The 17527-nt window shown below is 63.0% G+C and carries 18 protein-coding genes; 5 read left to right on the top strand and 13 right to left on the bottom strand.

Annotated features, from left to right (window positions below; all coding sequences use genetic code 11):
• Position 1 precedes the first annotated feature (1 nt).
• The 8 genes from C2134_RS07980 to C2134_RS07945 form a co-directional block, all read right to left on the bottom strand.
• Positions 2 to 994 (bottom strand): extracellular solute-binding protein, encoded by a 993-nt coding sequence (locus C2134_RS07980; RefSeq protein WP_103319028.1) that lies wholly within the window; start codon positions 992 to 994, stop codon positions 2 to 4.
• Between the two features lie 154 nt (positions 995 to 1148).
• On the bottom strand, positions 1149 to 2435 hold the full coding sequence (locus C2134_RS07975) for a flagellar assembly protein T N-terminal domain-containing protein (RefSeq protein WP_233196391.1): 1287 nt from the start codon (positions 2433 to 2435) through the stop codon (positions 1149 to 1151).
• Complete coding sequence (locus C2134_RS07970; RefSeq protein ID WP_103319026.1) at positions 2432 to 3142, bottom strand: LPP20 family lipoprotein; 711 nt, start codon at positions 3140 to 3142, stop codon at positions 2432 to 2434. Before C2134_RS07970 ends, C2134_RS07975 begins: the two co-directional genes overlap by 4 nt.
• 111 nt (positions 3143 to 3253) lie before the next feature.
• Positions 3254 to 4165 carry a GlxA family transcriptional regulator gene (locus C2134_RS07965; protein ID WP_103319048.1) on the bottom strand — a complete coding sequence of 304 codons (912 nt, stop codon included), beginning with the start codon at positions 4163 to 4165 and terminating at the stop codon, positions 3254 to 3256.
• On the bottom strand, positions 4158 to 5057 hold the full coding sequence (locus C2134_RS07960) for an EamA family transporter (RefSeq protein ID WP_103319024.1): 900 nt from the start codon (positions 5055 to 5057) through the stop codon (positions 4158 to 4160). Before C2134_RS07960 ends, C2134_RS07965 begins: the two co-directional genes overlap by 8 nt.
• Complete coding sequence (locus C2134_RS07955) at positions 5044 to 5256, bottom strand: DUF1737 domain-containing protein (RefSeq protein WP_043622188.1); 213 nt, start codon at positions 5254 to 5256, stop codon at positions 5044 to 5046. The genes C2134_RS07960 and C2134_RS07955 overlap by 14 nt, the downstream gene beginning before the upstream one ends.
• A gap of 53 nt (positions 5257 to 5309) precedes the next feature.
• Positions 5310 to 5879: an isochorismatase family protein gene (locus C2134_RS07950; RefSeq protein ID WP_103319022.1), complete on the bottom strand. Its 570-nt coding sequence runs from the start codon at positions 5877 to 5879 to the stop codon at positions 5310 to 5312.
• Positions 5880 to 5984: 105 nt separating this feature from the next.
• Positions 5985 to 6602 (bottom strand): LysE family translocator, encoded by a 618-nt coding sequence (locus C2134_RS07945; protein ID WP_103319020.1) that lies wholly within the window; start codon positions 6600 to 6602, stop codon positions 5985 to 5987.
• 180 nt (positions 6603 to 6782) lie between these two features.
• Here C2134_RS07945 and C2134_RS07940 point away from each other — a divergent pair, with 180 nt between their 5' ends.
• The 4 genes from C2134_RS07940 to C2134_RS07925 all read left to right on the top strand — a co-directional run bounded on the left by C2134_RS07940 (position 6783) and on the right by C2134_RS07925 (position 10393).
• Positions 6783 to 8249, top strand: a complete 1467-nt coding sequence (locus C2134_RS07940) for an aminotransferase-like domain-containing protein (RefSeq protein ID WP_103319018.1) — start codon at positions 6783 to 6785, stop codon at positions 8247 to 8249.
• Positions 8250 to 8447: 198 nt separating this feature from the next.
• Positions 8448 to 8714, top strand: coding sequence for a translation initiation factor IF-1 (gene infA, locus C2134_RS07935; protein WP_043622179.1), 267 nt, complete (start codon positions 8448 to 8450; stop codon positions 8712 to 8714).
• Positions 8715 to 8757: 43 nt separating this feature from the next.
• Positions 8758 to 8943, top strand: a complete 186-nt coding sequence (locus tag C2134_RS07930) for a hypothetical protein (RefSeq protein ID WP_103319017.1) — start codon at positions 8758 to 8760, stop codon at positions 8941 to 8943.
• A 130-nt stretch (positions 8944 to 9073) separates the two neighbouring features.
• A complete protein-coding gene (locus tag C2134_RS07925) occupies positions 9074 to 10393 on the top strand; it encodes a glycoside hydrolase family 19 protein (protein WP_103319015.1) in 1320 nt (439 codons plus the stop codon).
• Positions 10394 to 10482: 89 nt separating this feature from the next.
• Here C2134_RS07925 and C2134_RS07920 read toward each other — a convergent pair whose 3' ends face one another.
• From C2134_RS07920 to uvrA, 4 genes are all read right to left on the bottom strand, one after another.
• Entirely contained in the window at positions 10483 to 10863 is a 381-nt protein-coding gene (locus tag C2134_RS07920; RefSeq protein WP_103319012.1) for a hypothetical protein, read from the bottom strand.
• A gap of 139 nt (positions 10864 to 11002) precedes the next feature.
• Complete coding sequence (locus C2134_RS07915) at positions 11003 to 11314, bottom strand: thioredoxin family protein (RefSeq protein WP_103319010.1); 312 nt, start codon at positions 11312 to 11314, stop codon at positions 11003 to 11005.
• A 54-nt stretch (positions 11315 to 11368) separates the two neighbouring features.
• Positions 11369 to 11812: a VOC family protein gene (locus tag C2134_RS07910; protein ID WP_103319008.1), complete on the bottom strand. Its 444-nt coding sequence runs from the start codon at positions 11810 to 11812 to the stop codon at positions 11369 to 11371.
• Positions 11813 to 12069: 257 nt separating this feature from the next.
• Positions 12070 to 14904 (bottom strand): excinuclease ABC subunit UvrA, encoded by a 2835-nt coding sequence (gene uvrA, locus C2134_RS07905; RefSeq protein WP_103319006.1) that lies wholly within the window; start codon positions 14902 to 14904, stop codon positions 12070 to 12072.
• Positions 14905 to 15061: 157 nt separating this feature from the next.
• Here uvrA and C2134_RS07900 point away from each other — a divergent pair, with 157 nt between their 5' ends.
• Complete coding sequence (locus C2134_RS07900; protein WP_103319003.1) at positions 15062 to 16423, top strand: MFS transporter; 1362 nt, start codon at positions 15062 to 15064, stop codon at positions 16421 to 16423.
• A 168-nt stretch (positions 16424 to 16591) separates the two neighbouring features.
• Here C2134_RS07900 and flgL read toward each other — a convergent pair whose 3' ends face one another.
• Entirely contained in the window at positions 16592 to 17521 is a 930-nt protein-coding gene (gene flgL, locus C2134_RS07895; RefSeq protein WP_103319000.1) for a flagellar hook-associated protein FlgL, read from the bottom strand.
• Between the last annotated feature and the right edge of the window lie 6 nt (positions 17522 to 17527).

Raw genomic sequence — 17527 nt, 5'->3', positions numbered from 1 at the left:
CTTATTTGTAGCCCGCGCGGTCCATCAGCTTCACTGCCTCAGCCTGCCGGGCGCCGGCATTAGAGACATTGATGTAGTTATGCTTGAAATCGCCCCAGGCGGCGACGCGGGCATCCGGTTTCACCTTGGGATTGACCGGGAACTCCATATTGACGTCGGCGAACAGGTTCTGCGCCTTTTCCGAGCTCAGCCATTCCAGGAACTTCAGCGCGCCCTTCTCGTTCTTGGCGTAGCGGGCGATGCCGGCGCCGGAAACGTTGACGTGGGTGCCCTTGCCAGCCTGATCCGCCCAGAAGATGCCGATAGGCAGCTTGGGAGACTTCTCCATCAAACGGCCGTAGTAATAAGTATTGGCGATGCCTACATCACACTGGCCGGCGGCGATCGCTTCCAGCATCTTGGTATCGTCCGGGAAAGACGCGGTAGCCAGATTGTTCACCCAACCCTTGACCACCTGCTCGGTCTTAGCCGGCCCCATCTCGGTCAGCATCATCGCCACCAGCGACTGGTTGTATACCTTCTTGGAAGTGCGCAGGCACAGCTTGCCCTTCCACTTAGGATCGGCCAGGTCGGCATAGCTGGACAGCTCGGCCGGTTTGACTTTCTGGGTGTTGTAGAAAATGGTGCGCGCGCGAATCGACAGGCCATACCATTGATGGTTGGGGTCGCGCAGGTGGGCGGGGACATTGGCGTCCAGCACCGGCGATTTCACAGCTTGCAGCAGGCCCATTTTTTCCGCCTGCCACAGATTGCCGGCATCCACCGTCAGGAGCAGGTCGGCCGGGCTATTGCGGCCTTCGGCACGCATCCGCTCCATCAGCGGACCTTCCTTGTCCGACACCAGCTTGACGGTCACGCCGGTTTCCTTCTTGTAGGCGTCGATCAAGGGTTTGACCAGTTGTTCCGCGCGCGCGCTGTAAACAACGACATCCTCGGCCAGCGCCTGGCCGGCCAGCGCCGCCAGTACGGCGGCGAAAATCAGTTGCTGCTTCAAGGTGTATCCCCTGTTTTGCTGTTTGAGAGCGAAGTGCGGGATGCACCGTAGCATCAAGTGATAATACGTATCAATACAAAAATATTTTGTAAATTGGGGAACTGCCGGAAAGAAGCGTCCCGGCATGCTCCCGACCCGCGGCTATCGGCCGGAATCATCGAGTCGGGACGAAACGGACAAAGTCGCCTTCTGACACCGCCTGACTGCTGCTCTGCACCAAGCCGATGGAGAAATTCGGCTGCACCTGGGTCAGCGTGACATCGCCGTTCAGGCTTTCCGGCATGCCCAGATCCGCCCCGGAAATCAAGTCGCGCACCGGCTGGCCGGACGAGCGCTTGTACAGCAGCATCTTGTCGCCCACCGCCATTCCGTCCAGCAGGCCGGCGTTGATATAAACGCGCTTCCCCTCCTGCCGCACGATGCGGGCAGAAAATGGTATGCAGGAAATGACGTCGTCGACGCGCTGCGCCGCCTTGTCCATTAATTTATCCACCAGGCGGCCATAATCCGTGGCCCAAAACGCGGCGGAGGCGAAAGGCTTGGGCAGCTTGGGCTGGACATCGCCGCGCGACAGTCCGCCGACGCGCTCATTCGCCAGCAATGAACCCGTCAGGCCATCGTAAATCCACACTTCCATGTCGAACTGGCGTTCGGTGGCCTTGTATTTGGCGCCGCCGCCCAGCAGGCCGGAAAACGGTCCGTTATAGATGGCGCTCTGGTCGCTGGTATTGTTGGACTCGAAAAACGACGGCTTCAGGCCTTTGTCGGTCACCGAGGTGGACAGCACGCGGCCCGCCACCACGAACTGCACGCCCTGGCGCTGGCCAAGCTGGCTGGCGATGTCGCGGCCGGCGGCAGGCTCGGCGATGCGGCTGTCCGACAACACCGACACGGTATTGGCGTCGCGCACCAGCAGCAAGGGATTGCGCGACAAGCGGCGCGACAGCTCGGTCGGCAGCGCAGTCGCCAGATTCGCCAGATCGGACGCGTCGGCGGGACGCGCCACGTCGAAATACGTCGTCACCAGTTTGCGCCGCAACGAACGCCCCGGCGGCATCGCGCAGGACGGATCGCGGCTGCGCGTTGGGGCCTGGGCTTCAGCCGCCCCCTCCGTATCGACCTCGATCTTGACGTGGTACAACTTGCCCTGCTGGTATTCATTGACCACCCGCACCGTGCCCTGCAGCTGGCCGCTCGCGGTCAGCGTGGCGGACTCGGCCGGCTTGCCGTTCTCCAGCACCTGCACCGACTCCACCCGCGCGCCCTGGTTGATGGTGATCAGCCGCATCGCGTCGCGGATGGCCATCTCGCGCGCCGCCACCGTGCCGTTATCCAACGGCGCCACGCCCTCGGCGCTCAGGATTTGCGCCTGCGCCGATGCGGACAAAACAAATGCCGCCACAAGGGCGGCAGCAGTCTGACGGATTCGCGTCTTCATCATTGGTTCACATAGAAATTGCTGCTGTAGCGCGCCGGAGCCATCATCATGGTTTGCGCCGGGCTAGCGGCCGGCATGGTCTTGGTGGCGCCGCAGTTAGGCTCGGCGCACTGCGCGCCGACGGCGCCGGTTTCCTGCGCCGCCCGCATCACGCTGCCGGTCTTGTCGAAGGAGTTCTTGAACTGCTTGTAGAAGTCCTGATCCAGCGTGATTTCCGCCACCGCCTCGCTGGTGCCGTCCGGCTTCATCGTGGTAGAAACGATGGTGACGCCGCGCAGATAAGCGTCCACATAGGTGCGGAAGCTATCGTTGTTGGCGATCATATTGGACACCGTGCTGTTGCCCACCAGCTTCATGCCCTGCACTTGTTCCGCAATGGCGCGGAACGCATCGAGCCGCGCGGCGCGCATCGCCAGCAGCTTGCGCTGCGACGGGGTCAGGCTATTGGTATACGGCGCGGCGCCGCTGCCGGTGACGCGCACCACGATGGGCTGGAACGGATTGACTTCCCGCACCACCACCTTCACATCCTCGCCGCTATTGCCTTCCTCGCTGGGACCGACATAGCCGACGCCGGACGGCACCATGCCGCCTTCCTTGGCCGGCGCAGGCGCAGCCATTTTCTGCGGCGGCGTGCCAGTGGAGCAGGCGGACAGGGAGGCCAACAGAACCAGAGGCAGGAGACAAGACAGGCTGCGGACAGTTTTCATGGCAATTACCGGTAGATATTGATGGAATGGTATGAACCATTCCCGGAGCGCGTCAACCCGGAATATCGTCCAGAATCGTTAAAACTTAAGAAATATGCTGTCCAGCAAGGTTTAGCGGCGGGACGCCGCCCGCCCCAACTGCCGCGCGGACGAGAAACCCGCCGCCAGCGCCGCCTTTTCCTTGCCCAGCCCGGCCGCGCGCCACTGCATGGCCAGCGCCAGCCGCAAAGCCTGATGATAATCGTGCGCGCTGATGCCGGCATGCTCGCGAAACAAGCGGGACAAGTGCCGCGCGCTGACATGCGCCCGCCCCGCCAGCTCGCTCAGCGGCCAATCGCGCACCGGGTCGGCGCAGATCAGATCTTGCGCGCGGTGCAGCGCCGGATGCAGATGATTGCGCCAGGCCAGCCACGGCGACAGCCCCGGGTCTTGCGGCGAGCGGCGGAAGTAGACCACCATCTCCCGCGCCACGGCGCGCGCGATGGCCGGATCGATCCGCTCTCCGATCCAATGCAACGCCAGATCGATGCCGGCGGTGATGCCGGCGCTGCTGCAGCATGGTCCGTCCTGTACGAATACCCGGTTCTCCTGCACCTTGGCCGCCGGCGCCAATGCGCGCAAGCGGTCCAGCAAGGTATGGTGGGTGGTGCAGGCGCGATCATCGAACAAGCCGGCCTCGGCCAGCAGCAGGCTGCCGGAGCAGATGCCCACCCAAGACACGCCGGATTGAGGCTTGCGCGCCGCCAGCCAGGCAACGATGCGGCGCGCATCCGGCTTGGCGTAAGCCACGGCGGACGGCGTCGAACCCGGCACCACCACCAGCGCGCCCTCCGGCAGCTCCTCTGGCAAGGGCTGCAGGCTGGCCAACGGCAAGCCCAGCGATGTCGCGGTTTCCGGCATCGGGCTGACAAAATGCAAGCGCAGGGCCGCCCCAAACTCGCCAGCCAGGCGAAACGCCTCGGCCGGCCCCGCCAAATCCAGCAGCAGCAGGTCCGGCGGCAAAACGAAGTACACCTCAAGCACGGCCAACCCTCGCCGCCATCGACAGCGCTCGGCCGCCGAATACCGATACCGCCAACCCAGCCAGCAGCAAGCCGCTGCCGGCCAATTGCCCCGGCGTCAGGCTCTCTCCCAGCAGCAGATGCGAGGCCAGCAGCCCCACCACCGGCACCAGCAGCGAAAACGGCGCCACCTTGGCGGCGGCGTGCCGGGTCAGCAGCCGGCTCCACAGACCATAGCCGAACATCGAGGCCACCACCGCCAGATAAGCGACGGCGAACAGCGACTGCAGATTGAAATCGCGCAGAGCCAGCAAGATGCGCTCGCCGCCCTCCAGCCACCACGACAGCAGCAGAAACGGAATCGGCGGGATCAGGCTGGACCAGATCACCAGCCCCAGCGGCGCCACCTTGTAGCCGTCGCGGCCGATGGCGCGCACCACCACATTGGACGCGGCCCAACTGGTCGCAGCCGCAATGGTCAGCCCAAAGCCTAGCGCCGTCATATTGCCGCCCTTGCCGATCCCGATCAGCGCCAAGCCGCCCAAGGCCAGCGCCAAACCCGCCAACTGGCTGCGCTGCCAGCGCTCGTTCAGAAAGAAGCGCGCCAACAGCAAAGTGAAGAAGGCTTGCGACTGCAGCACGACCGAGGCCAGCCCGGCAGGCATGCCCAGCTTGATCGCCGAAAACAGGCAGCCGAACTGCCCCACGCCCACCGTCAATCCATACAGCGCCAGATAGCGCCACGGCAGCGGCGGCCGTTTGACGATGAACACCGCCGGCAGCGCCACCAGAGCAAAGCGCAAGGCGCCCAGCAGCAGCGGCGGCACACCGGCTACGCCCCATTTGATCACGACGAAGTTGACGCCCCAAGCCACCACGATGGCCAGCGCCTGCGCCACGTCAATCGGCGGCATGGTCCGCTCCCGGCCACAATACGGCCTGCGCCACGATGACACGCTCGCCATTGAAGGTGGCGGCCGGCGAGCCATACAGCCGGTAGCCCAAAGCCAGCGCCTCGCTGACCCGCTTGCAGAAGGCCGAATCGTCAGGGCCGGTCAGCAGCCGATAAGCCGGCAGCCCGTCCGGCGGCAACCTCGATGCGTCTTGCGCCATGCTTACTCCTGATCTGAACAAAACCGATCCCGACACCTTATGCCATGCCGATGTCAATCGACAAGCTCGGCCGCGCACGCCATCCGCCGCAGCGCCTCATCGACCGTGACAATGGTGGCGAAGCGTCCCGCCAGCACCAGTTCGGTTCGCTCGCGGATTTCAGCCGGACTGTAGACGCGGCCGCTAGCGGGATGCGTCATGGCGAAAGTCAGCGTGGCCTCGCTGACGAAGTCCACCTCATAACCGAGGTCCGATGCCACGCGGGCGGTGGTTTCGCAGCATTGCTCGGTACGGATGCCGGAAATCGCCAAGCGGCGGATGCCGCGCGCGTCCAGCCAGGCCTGCAGGCCAGAGTCTGTCAGCGCGTTGTGCACATGCTTGACGAAAGTCGCCGCCGGCTGATGAGTCAGCCAGGCTTGCGGACGCACCAGGCCGGACTCGACGCGGAACGACGCGTCATCATCCACATGCAGGATGTTGACCACCAGCGAGCCGCGCGCCTCGGCGCCGGCGATCAGCGCGCGCTGCGCCTCGCGGTAGGCCGGCAGTTCACGCTCATCCCAATAAGGGCGGGAAAGAAAAGAGTCCTGAACATCTATCACCAGCAAAGCAGTCTGTTTCATGCGACCTATCCTCGGCTCAGGTGGAATATGGACGCCATGCTAATCCCACCATCGCCTCGTCTGAAGGCCAGATGAAGACAATCACCTGCCAAAAAAGGACATCATTCAGATCCAGCCCAGCGCCGGCTGCAGCTCGTCATACATCAGCCACAGCGCCGTAGCGGCCATCATGCCCCCCATGGACAGGTTGTATACCAGCAGCGCCTCGGGCCTTTGCAGCCAACGGCGCAGTTTTTCCCCGCCCCACGCCCACACGCTGATGCATGGCAGGTTGACCACGGCGAACACCAGCGCCAGCAGCAAGGCCGCCGCCATCCGGCCATCCGCCTGGGCCGGCATGAACAGGATGGACGCGTTCAGCACCATGACCCAGGCCTTGGGATTGAGCCACTGGAACATCGCCGCGCCGACAAAGCCCAACGGCCGCGCCTGCGCCCTGCCCTCCGGCAAGCCGGACATCGCCAGCGTCCAGGACAGCCACAGCAGATAGACGCACCCAGCCACAGCCAATGGCAAACGCCAGGTTTCCAGCCAGCCCAGCATCTGCGCCAACAACATGGCCACGATGAACACCTGCAGCGCGCAACCCAGGCTGATGCCCAGCATGTGCGGCACCGTGCGGCGGAAGCCAAAGTTGACGCCGGAGCTGGCCAGCATCAGGTTATTGGGCCCCGGCGTGATCGACATCAGGGCGACATAGGACAGCAAAGCGAATTCGGGCATGGTGCGTCTCCTGCAAAGCGGCAAACGGCGACAGACTGTCGCCTACACGAACATGCTATGCGCAGCCGTTTAATGGATACAGATTCAAAAATCCATTATTGATCTGGTTACAGATTGTTCTTTTCAGCAACTGTCACCCTACTCTATGATAGGTGCTGTGCCCCATCACCCAGACCAACGATGCAGAACAGCGCCCCCACCCTCTATCAGCAACTGGCCGACGACCTATCGCTGGCGATCCGCCGCGGCACGCTGCCGCCGGGGTCGCGTCTGCCATCGGTGCGGCGTACGGCGCACAGCCGCCAGCTCAGCCTCAACACCGTGGTCAGCGCCTACCGCGTGCTGGAAGACCGCGGCCTGATAGAAGCCCGGCCGCAATCCGGCTACTACGTGCGCTCCCGGCTGCCGTCGCCGGCCCGGCCCGCCGTTACCGAAAGCGGCCCGGCCTCTCCCACTCAGAACGCCGTGCTGGACCTGATCGGCACCGTTCTGCAGGCGCAGCAGACCGAGGGCTTCATCGATCTGGCCCTGGCCTGCCCGCGCGGCGGGGACTTCTATCCCGGCAACAAGCTGGCGCGGCTGATGGGCCAGATCCTGCGCCGCCATCCCGGCATGGTCAGCACTTACGCGCTGCCGCCGGGGTCGGAGCGGCTGCGCACCCAGATCGCCCGCCGCGGCATGGACCTGGGCATGACGCTGCAGCCGGACAACATCATCCTGACCCACGGCTGCATGGAGGCGCTGCAACTGGCCTTGCGCGCCGTCACCCGCCACGGCGATGCCGTGGGGCTGGAATCGCCCACCTATTTCAACCTGCTGCCGCTCTTGGCCAGCCTGGGCCTGAAGGCAGTGGAAATCCCCACCGATCCGCAAACCGGGCTGTCCATAGATGCGGTGGAGGTGTTGCTGGCGGAGCATCGCATCCAGGCGCTGGTGGCCATGCCCAATGTTCACAATCCGCTGGGTTGCTGCATGCCGCTGGACAACAAGAAGCGGCTGGCCAAGCTGGTCAACCAGTACCAGGTGCCGCTGATCGAGGACGCCTTGTACGCTGAGCTGCAATTCGCCGACACGCTGGCGCCGGCAGTCAAGGCCTTCGACGCCGACGGCTGGGTCATCGTCTGCGCCAGCTATACCAAGACGCTGGCGCCGGATTTCCGCATCGGCTGGATGGAGGGCGGCCGCTTCGACGCCGCGCTGCGCAAGCTGAAGTTTGCTTCATCGGTGGCGCAGCCGGCGGTGCTGGCGGAAACCCTGGGCGCGTTTCTGGAGTCCGGCGGCTACGATCACCACCTGCGCACGCTGAAGCGCCGCTACGCCGCCCATGTGGAGAAGGTGCGCGGCCTGATCGCCCGCCATTTTCCCGCCGGCACGCGCGCCACCCAGCCGCAAGGCGGCTTCCTGATCTGGCTGGAGCTGCCGGAGGGCTGCGACAGCGTGGCGCTGTTCCACGCGGCGATGGCGGAGAAGATCAGCCTGATTCCCGGCCCGCTCAGCTCGCCCGGGGGCCGCTATCGCAATGCGATGCGCTTGTCCTGCTGTTATCCGCTGGATGAACGCTATTTGACGGCCTTGGTGCGCGTCGGCCAGCTGGCCTGCGAGCAGCAGGAACAGGCGCGTCGCCATGGCCATGAAATAAACGGCTGACGCGGCGGCCCTTTGGCGTTAAAATAGGCATTGCCTCTACTTCTCGTCGCGCCAACAATGTTTGACGCGACGCCTTGCCTCCCGGGCCGCGCCCGGCCCGCTGGGTTACCGAATCGAAGCTCCATCGCCCGTCTGCGGTAGTCGGTATCGACAGCCGACGCGGCCAATGCGTTACCCGTATTTACTGAAAGGAATCCCATGTCCAAAGAAGACATGATCGAACTGGAAGGCGTCGTTATCGAAATGCTGCCGGAGTCGCGCTTTCGCGTGCGCCTGGACAACAATATGGAAATCCTCGCCTACGGCTCCGGCAAAATGAAGATGCACCGCATCCGCGTGCTGCTGGGCGACCGCGTCACCGTGGAAATGTCCCCGTACGACCTGACCAAGGGCCGCATCAATTTCCGTCACCCCACCGCCAACATCGGCGCCGGTTCCCGTCCGCCGCAACATCGCCGCCGTTAATATTTACGGCATGGCCGCCTTGCGGTCACGCCTTGGTAACCCAATGAAGATTCATGAATTACAGCCAGGCGATCTGGTCACCGAACAACACGGTGCCAACACCATCGCCTTTGAAGTGGTCGCCATCAAGCAGATGGGACGACGCTTCGCAGTCACCTTCCATTCCGCGCTGGGCCTTGCCAGCGCGAATTACGCCGGCGACGCCTGGATCCGCGCGATCCGCGCCTGAGCCACCGCCGGACGCGCCGCTCAGTCTCTGCGGCTAGAAAATCCGGCATTAAAATCATTTGACATATTTCATATTGGTTCCATAGTGGTATTACGTGCCAGCCGGCATGCTCCACTATAGGAAGACCAATATGAAGCTCATCGCCACTCTTGCCCTGTCACTGCTGGCTGGCTCCGCGCTGGCCGCCCCCTGGAATGCCGGTATGGCCTACAGCAAAGGCCAGGTTGTGCAATGGCAGGGCCGCAGCTGGCAGGCCAAATGGCCTACCCGCGGCGAAACGCCAGGCGCCAACCCCAAAGGATCGTGGATCGCCCACGTCGGCAGCGCGTTGCGCAAGCTGGATGATGCCGCCCCCGTCATCCCCACCCTGCAGCAGGCGCTGCAGCATGAAGCCGATCTGACCAACAACGACTTCTTCCGCAAGGTGAAAGCGTCCATCCGCACCCTGTCCAACGATCAGGTGGCGCGGGTTGCGCCCGGCAATGCCGCCAACCCCGTCAACGTGCGCCGCGTCGAACGACTGCTGCCGTCCGCCAAATGGGATTACTATTTCAGCCGCCGCGACCCCAGCTATACCTACACCCGCTTCCTGCAAGCCGTGGCCAAATTCCCCGCGGTGTGCGACGACTACAGCGACGGCCGCGACGCCGACGCCATCTGCCGCCACAGCCTGGCCACCATGTTCGCTCACTTTACCCAGGAAACCGGCAACCACGACGCCAGCGACACCATCCCGCAATGGCGCCAGGGCCTGACCTATCTGCGCGAAATGGGCTGCTCCAATACCGGCCCCGGCTGCGGCTACAACACCGAATGCGACGATCCGGTATTCAACAAGGTATGGACCTGCGGCAAAAACCCGGACGGCAGCTGGAAAAAGTACTTCGGCCGCGGCGCCAAGCAGCTTTCCTACAACTACAACTATGGCCCGTTCTCCCAGGCCATGAACAACGGCGACCAGTCCGTGCTGCTGCAGAACCCGGACCTGGTGGCCAGCACTTGGCTCAACCTGGCCTCCGCCACCTTCTTCTTCGTCTATCCGCAGCCGCCCAAGCCTTCGATGCTGCAGGTCATCGACGGCACCTGGGTGCCCAACTCCGCGGACATCGCCGCCGGCGCCGGCAACAACTTCGCCACCACCATCATGATCATCAATGCCGAGTGCGGCGGCGGGACCGAGCGCCAGGCCGCGCAGAATCGCATCGACTACTACAAGCAGTTTGCCCATGACCTGGGATGGGACTACGGCGCCGAGCAACTGTCCTGCGCCAATATGCAGCGCTTCACCTCTGCCAGCTCCGCCGCCTACAACATCTACTGGGAAAAGGATTGGCAATGGGGACATGACTACCAGTGCCAGCTGGTGAGCTACCAGACGCCGTACAGCGCGCTGCAGCCGGGCAATTACCAGCATTGCGTCGAGGACAACTGGGGCATCAAACTACAGTAATGGCGTCAAAACAAAGACCGGCGCACCGTCTCGCCACGGTACGCCGGTCTGCCAGCGTGTCCATGCGTCCCTAAGCCAGACGCTGCGAGTCAGAATTTAACCTGCTGCTCCAGCTTCAACACCTGCTTGATTTGCCCCTTGGTCCAGGCGCTGCGCGCGGCATAAGGCGCGCAAGCCTCGGGATGCGTCTCGCTCTCCACCACGCGGAACAGGCCCTGAAACTTCCAGCTGCTGGTATTTTCCTTCAGGAACACCGGGATCACCCCGCCTTGGCGCGCCAGTTGCTCGCCAGCGGCGCGCTCCGGCGGGCAGGAATTGCACAGGATGACATGGGGCGCGTCCGGATTCAGATCCGGACGCAGGCAGGCGGCCACCACCTTGCCTTTTTTGCGCGGCAAGTAGGAATGCTTGTTGCCGCCGACCACGGCGTGGATCTCCTCGCGGGTATAGCTCTTGCCCTTTTCAAACATGGATATCTCCAAACAATCACCCGTCCGGCCACCACCCCTTGCGGCAGCCTTTGATGGGACGGGCATGCAAGATATCCAAATTCGCTTAAAAGCCAGATAAAACCGGTGGCTCCGCGCGCAAAATCGGCATCAAAGCCCTTTACACGCCTCGCATCAGCGACTCCAGCTCGGCCAGGCTCTGCGGTCTCACCGCGCGGCCTATCTCCACGCCGTCCCGCAGCAGGATGAAGCTAGGCCATAGTTTGACGCCATGCACACGCCCCAAGCGCCGGCCCTTGCCGTCTTCCACCGCCAGATGGCGCAACTGCGGGCGACTCGCCAGGAACTGCGCCAGCAAGGACTGCGCGCCCTGGCAATGCGGGCACCAGTCCACGCCGAACTCCAGCAAGGTTAGGCCCGGCAAGGCCGCCACGGCCTCCGGCGCGGGATTGTCGGCCAAGTAATGGCTCATGACTGCCTCCAAAGAAAAACACCCGCTCGGCGCGGGTGCAAGAGATAAACGGCATCAAACGGCGAGATGGCCGCCCAGCTTCAACTTGCCGACCAGCCAGGTGTGGTCGTAGCTGACGATCTCGAACGGATTGCCGAACGGATCGACGAAGGACAGCGCGCAGAAGAAGCGATGATCGTGCACCGAGTCGCGGGCGATGGTCTGGCCTTCGCGATTGGTGACGCGCTCGCCGGCCAGCCGGTCTATCCATTCCAGGAAATCCTGGCCGCTGACCACAAACGCCACCGCGCCCTGGGCGCTGGAAACCGCATCCGGGTCCTCGCTGATGGCCAGGCGCACGCTGCCGCTGGCGTTGACCAGCATGGCGGCGTTGTGCTCGCCATCCGTCTTGTAACGCGCATCCGGGGCCAATCCCAATACCCGCTGGTACCATTTCAACGCCACAGCGACGTCCTTGACGCGGATATGGATATGATCGATCTTGCCTAAGCTCAGCATGCCTACCTCTGATGTATACGGTGGTTGGGCGCCGGACGAGCCGGCGTCGGTCTTATCTAACAAATCTTGATGGGCCACGAAACCCGCGAAACGACACGAAAAGCCAAAGGCATGAACACCTGGCGAACAAAACCCACGGGAGCGACCGCCTTAAGCGCTCGCCTTTCAAAGGCCTTGCTAATTTCGTGTTCTTTCATGCATTTCGTGGCCAATACGTTTTTGGGTTTATCGATTTCCGTGCCAATCCGTGGCCACGGCTATTGCTTCTTGTCCCGCTCCAGCAACGGTGCCAGATAGCGTCCGGTATGGCTCGCCGGGTTGGCGGCCACTTGCTCCGGCGTGCCGCTGGCGATGATCTGGCCGCCGCCGGCGCCGCCCTCCGGCCCCAGGTCGATCAGCCAGTCCGCCGTCTTGACCACGTCCAGATTGTGCTCGATCACCACCACCGTGTTGCCGCTCTCGCGCAGGCGGTGCAGCACCTGCAGCAACAGGTCGATGTCGTGGAAGTGCAGGCCAGTAGTCGGCTCGTCCAGGATATACAGCGTTCGGCCGGTATCGCGCTTGGAGAGTTCCAGGCCCAGTTTGACGCGCTGCGCCTCGCCGCCTGATAGCGTGGTGGCGCTCTGGCCCAGGCGGATGTATCCCAGACCCACATCCATCAGCGTTTTCAGCTTCCTGGCCACCGGCGGCACCACGGCGAAGAACTCCAGCGCCTGCTCCACCGTCATTTCCAGCACTTCCTGGATGCTCTTGCCCTTGTACTGCACTTCCAGCGTCTCGCGGTTGTAGCGCTTGCCGTGACAAACGTCGCACGGCACGTAGATGTCCGGCAGGAAGTGCATTTCCACCTTGATCACGCCGTCGCCCTGGCAGGCCTCGCAGCGGCCGCCCTTGACGTTGAAGGAGAAACGGCCCGGTCCATAGCCGCGCTCGCGCGCCAGCGGCACGCCGGCGAACAGCTCGCGTATCGGCGTAAACAGACCGGTATAGGTAGCCGGGTTGGAACGCGGCGTGCGGCCGATCGGACTTTGATCGACGTTGATCACCTTGTCCAATTGATCCAGGCCCTTGATCTCCCGGTACGGCGACGGCTCCTCGCTGGCGCCGTTCAGATCGCGCGCGGCGATCTTGTAAAGGGTGTCGTTGATCAGGGTGGACTTGCCGGAGCCGGACACCCCGGTGATGCACACCAGGCCTCCCAGCGGCAGATTCAGCGTCACGTCCTTCAGGTTGTTGCCGGTGGCGCCGATCAACTGCAGCATCCGCTCCTCGGACAGCTCGCGGCGGCCGCCCGGCAGCGCGATCTTGCGGCGGCCGGACAGGAAGGCGCCGGTGACCGAGTTCTCGCTGGCGGCCACGTCGGCCGGCGTGCCGGCCACCAGCACTTCACCGCCGTGCTCGCCGGCGCCGGGGCCCATGTCCACCAGATAATCGGCCTCGCGGATGGCGTCCTCGTCGTGCTCCACCACGATCACGCTATTGCCCAGGTCGCGCAGGCGCTTCAGCGTGCCCAGCAGGCGGTCGTTGTCGCGCTGGTGCAGGCCGATGGACGGCTCGTCCAGCACGTACATCACGCCGGTCAGGCCGGAGCCGATCTGGCTGGCCAGGCGAATGCGCTGCGCCTCGCCGCCGGACAGGGTGTCGGCGGAACGGGACAGGTTCAGGTAATCCAGGCCTACATTATTCAGGAAGGACACCCGCTCGCGGATTTCCTTGACGATCTTCTCCGCCACCGCCTGCTTCTGGCCGGAAAACTCAAGCTGATCGAAGAAATGGGCGGTTTCCTTCAGCGGCAGCTGGTTGATTTCGTGCAGCGTGCGCTGGCCGATGAACACATGGCGCGCTTCCAGCCGCAACCGCGAGCCGCTGCAATGCGGACAGGCCTGATTATTCTGATACTTGGCCAGCTCCTCGCGCACCGCCATGGAGTCGGTCTCGCGGTAGCGGCGCTCCAGGTTGGGAATGATGCCCTCGAACGGATGCTCGCGGGTGAACTTGCTACCCTTCTCCGACATATAGCTGAACTCGATGCTGTCGCGGCCCGAACCATGCAGCACCACGTTGCGGATCTTTTCCGGCAAGTCCTCAAACGCGAGATCGGTGACGGAGAAACCGTAGTGCTCGCCCAGCGCCAGCAGCATCTGGTAGTAGAACTGGTTGCGCTTGTCCCAGCCCTTGATCGCGCCGGAAGCGAGGCTCAACTCCGGGTGCGCCACCACGCGCTTGGGATCGAAGAAGGTGATTTCGCCCAGGCCATCGCACTTGGGGCAGGCGCCCATCGGGTTGTTGAACGAAAACAGCCGCGGCTCCAGCTCCGGCAGGCTGTAGCTGCACACCGGGCAGGCGAATTTGGCGGAGAACCAGTGCTCCTTGCCGCTATCCATTTCCACGGCGATGGCCCGGCCCTCGGCATGGCGCAGCGCGGTTTCGAAGCTCTCGGCCAGGCGCTGCTGCATGTCGGCGCGCACCTTGAGGCGGTCTATCACCACCTCGATGGTGTGCTTCTTGTTCTTGTCCAGCTTGGGTACGGCGTCCAGTTCGTACACCTCGCTGTCCACCCGCACGCGGACGAAACCCTGAGCGCGCAAATCGTCGAACAAATCCAGGTTCTCGCCCTTGCGGCCAACGATGACCGGCGCCAGGATCATCACCCGCGTTTCTTCCGGCAAGGCCAGCACATGGTCCACCATCTGGCTGACGGTCTGGCTGGACAGCGGCTCGCCATGCTCCGGGCAGTGCGGATCGCCGACGCGGGCGAACAGCAGGCGCAGATAGTCGTGGATTTCGGTGACAGTGCCGACGGTGGAGCGCGGGTTGTGGCTGGTGGCCTTCTGCTCGATGGAAATCGCCGGCGACAAGCCTTCGATCAAGTCCACGTCGGGCTTTTCCATCAATTGCAGAAACTGGCGGGCATAGGCCGACAGGCTTTCCACATAGCGGCGCTGGCCCTCGGCATACAGGGTGTCGAATGCCAGCGAGGACTTGCCGGAGCCGGACAGGCCGGTAATCACGATCAACTGGTTGCGCGGCAGGTCCAGATTGACGTTTTTCAGATTGTGGGTGCGGGCGCCACGGATACGGATGCTGTCCATAAGAAGCTGTTACTCACCGTCGGTCAGGGAACCTGTTAATATACCCGACTTGGCCGGGACGGCTCCACTTGTCCGTGCATTGCGCGTGTAAACGCGTCATCCTTTGCCTGCCGCGGTCGTTAAAACCAGATTCAGCCAAACTAACCTCGAATACCGCATGAACGCCACTGAATTGCGGGCCAGCCTGGGGCTGGCCGGTATCTACGCCCTGCGCATGCTGGGCATGTTCCTGATCCTGCCCGTGTTCGCGATCTATGCCGAAAAACTGCAAGGCGCCAACAACCATACATTGATCGGCATCGCGCTGGGCAGTTACGGCCTGACCCAGGCCCTGCTGCAGCTGCCGCTGGGCATGCTGTCCGACCGCATCGGCCGCAAAAAAGTGATTTACGGCGGCCTGCTGCTGTTCGCCATCGGCAGCTTCGTCGCCGCCGGCGCGCACGACATCGCCACGCTGACGCTGGGCCGCGTCATCCAGGGCGCTGGGGCCATCTCTGCCGCCATCACCGCGCTACTGGCCGACCTGACGCGCGAGGAAAACCGCACCAAGGCGATGGCGATGATAGGCATGTCGATCGGCACCACCTTCGCAGCCAGCCTGGTGCTGGGGCCGCTGCTGGCCAAGTATATCGGCGTCAACGGCATCTTCGCCCTGACCGGCTTCTTGTCGCTGGCGGCGCTGATCGGCGTATGGCTGATCATCCCAGACCCCGTGCAATCGCGCTTCCACTCCGACACCGAGGCCAATACCAAGCGGCTGCCGGCGGTATTGAGGAACAGCCAGCTGCTGCGCCTGAACTACGGCATCTTCGCGCTGCACGCGGCGCAGATGGCCATGTTCGTCACCATTCCGTTCGCGCTGATCAAGACTGGCCACCTGGACAAGTCGCAACACTGGGAGGTGTACCTGCCGGTGACGGTGATCGGTTTCATCCTGATGGTACCGGCCATCATCTACGGCGAGAAAAAAGCGCGGCTGAAGCCGGTATTCGTCGGCGCCATCGCGCTGATGGCGATGGCGCAGCTCGGCATGGCGCTGGCGCTGGACAGCTTCTGGCAGATCGTCGCCTGGCTGTCGCTATACTTCATCGCCTTCAATATCCTGGAAGCCACCCTGCCCTCGCTGATCTCCAAGATAGCCCCGGCCGACGCCAAGGGCACGGCGATAGGCGTGTACAACACTTCCCAGTCATTCGGCCTATTCCTCGGCGCCGCCGCCGGCGGCTGGCTGTATACCCACTACGGCCCGGCTGGCGTGTTCGGTTTCACCACCTTGCTGATGCTGTCGTGGCTGATCTGGTCGCTGGGCATGCAGCCGCCCAAGGCCGTGCGCTCGGTGATGTTCCACATCGGCGAGTCCTGGCGCGGCGACGCAGAAGCGCTGTCGCGCGAGCTGGCCGGCGTGGCGGGAGTGCATGAGGCCTCGGTGCTGCTGGCGGATCGGGTGGCTTATCTGAAGGTATCGCAGCAACAATGGGACGAGACCGAAGTGCGGCGATTGATAGACGCCACCTTCTAAACCCAGACGTCCAGCTTGATACGACAAGGGCGGCCTCCCGATGCCACGGGTGCCGCCCTTGCGCTATGGATGCCTCAAGGCACTGACCTTGTTGCACCTGCCTGATTGACGTTCAGACTTGTCCTCGTCTCAATGACATGGCAACAAAAATTACAGGCGTCCTGACGGTTAGCCAGAGATGTAGTTGAACAGGGACAACTGCGCCACTTGCGCATAGGTTTTCTGGGTGTACTGCAGCGAAGTCTGCGTCATCGTGAACTCGGAAATCGCTTTCGCCATGTCCAAGTCCTGCAAATTGCCGATGCTGCTGTTGTACTGCAAGCCGAGGCTGTTGCTCATGGACTGCAGATTGGCATTCTCCGCCTCGCGCGAACCGACTGAAGCCAGACTGACCGACATCTGCTGCGTAGCCGATGTGATCTGATTGATCGCCCCCTGTACCTGGGTATCATAATTGGCCGGCTTGGGATTCTGCCCCAACAAATTATACAAGTTGATCAAGGAGTCAAAAGCAGCCGTCGGGCTGCCGCCGGGAATGCCGAAGACCGCATTGCCGGGATCGGAAATCGTCATGGTGCGCGACGCAGCCACCTGCACGCTGCGCTGGCCATTGTCGCCGTTATAAGTGGCAACTGGCGGCACCGCGGAAAGATTGACCGAGAACGGCGCGGTCGTCACCTGATTGCCGCTGAACAGATAACTGCCGTTGCCATCCGTTGCGTTGGCGTAGCCTGCCAGCTCGTTGATGCCCTCACCGACAGTTTTCTGGATCTGCTGCAATTGGACGGTGGACAACGCGCCATTGCCGGCATAGATCGCCTGGCTCTTCATCGAATTCATCAGATCGATCGCGCTTTTCAACGTCGTGTCAGACAAGGACAACCAAGAATCTACCGATTGAGTATTCTTCTGATATTGGCCGTTCTGGCCATTCGAGGTTTCCAGCAACTGGATGCGCGCCGCCGCCACAGGGTCATCGGCCGGCGTAACCACGCGTTTTTGGTTGTCGATCTGCGTATTGATCTGTACCAGATTGGCTTGCAGATTCGACATATTGTTCACGCCTGACTGGTACAGCGTGGAAGAACTGATACGCATCGTCGC

The organism is Chromobacterium sinusclupearum (assembly GCF_002902845.1).
GTDB classification, from domain to species: Bacteria; Pseudomonadota; Gammaproteobacteria; order Burkholderiales; family Chromobacteriaceae; genus Chromobacterium; species Chromobacterium sinusclupearum.
This window is presented reverse-complemented; position numbering and strand designations above follow the sequence as displayed.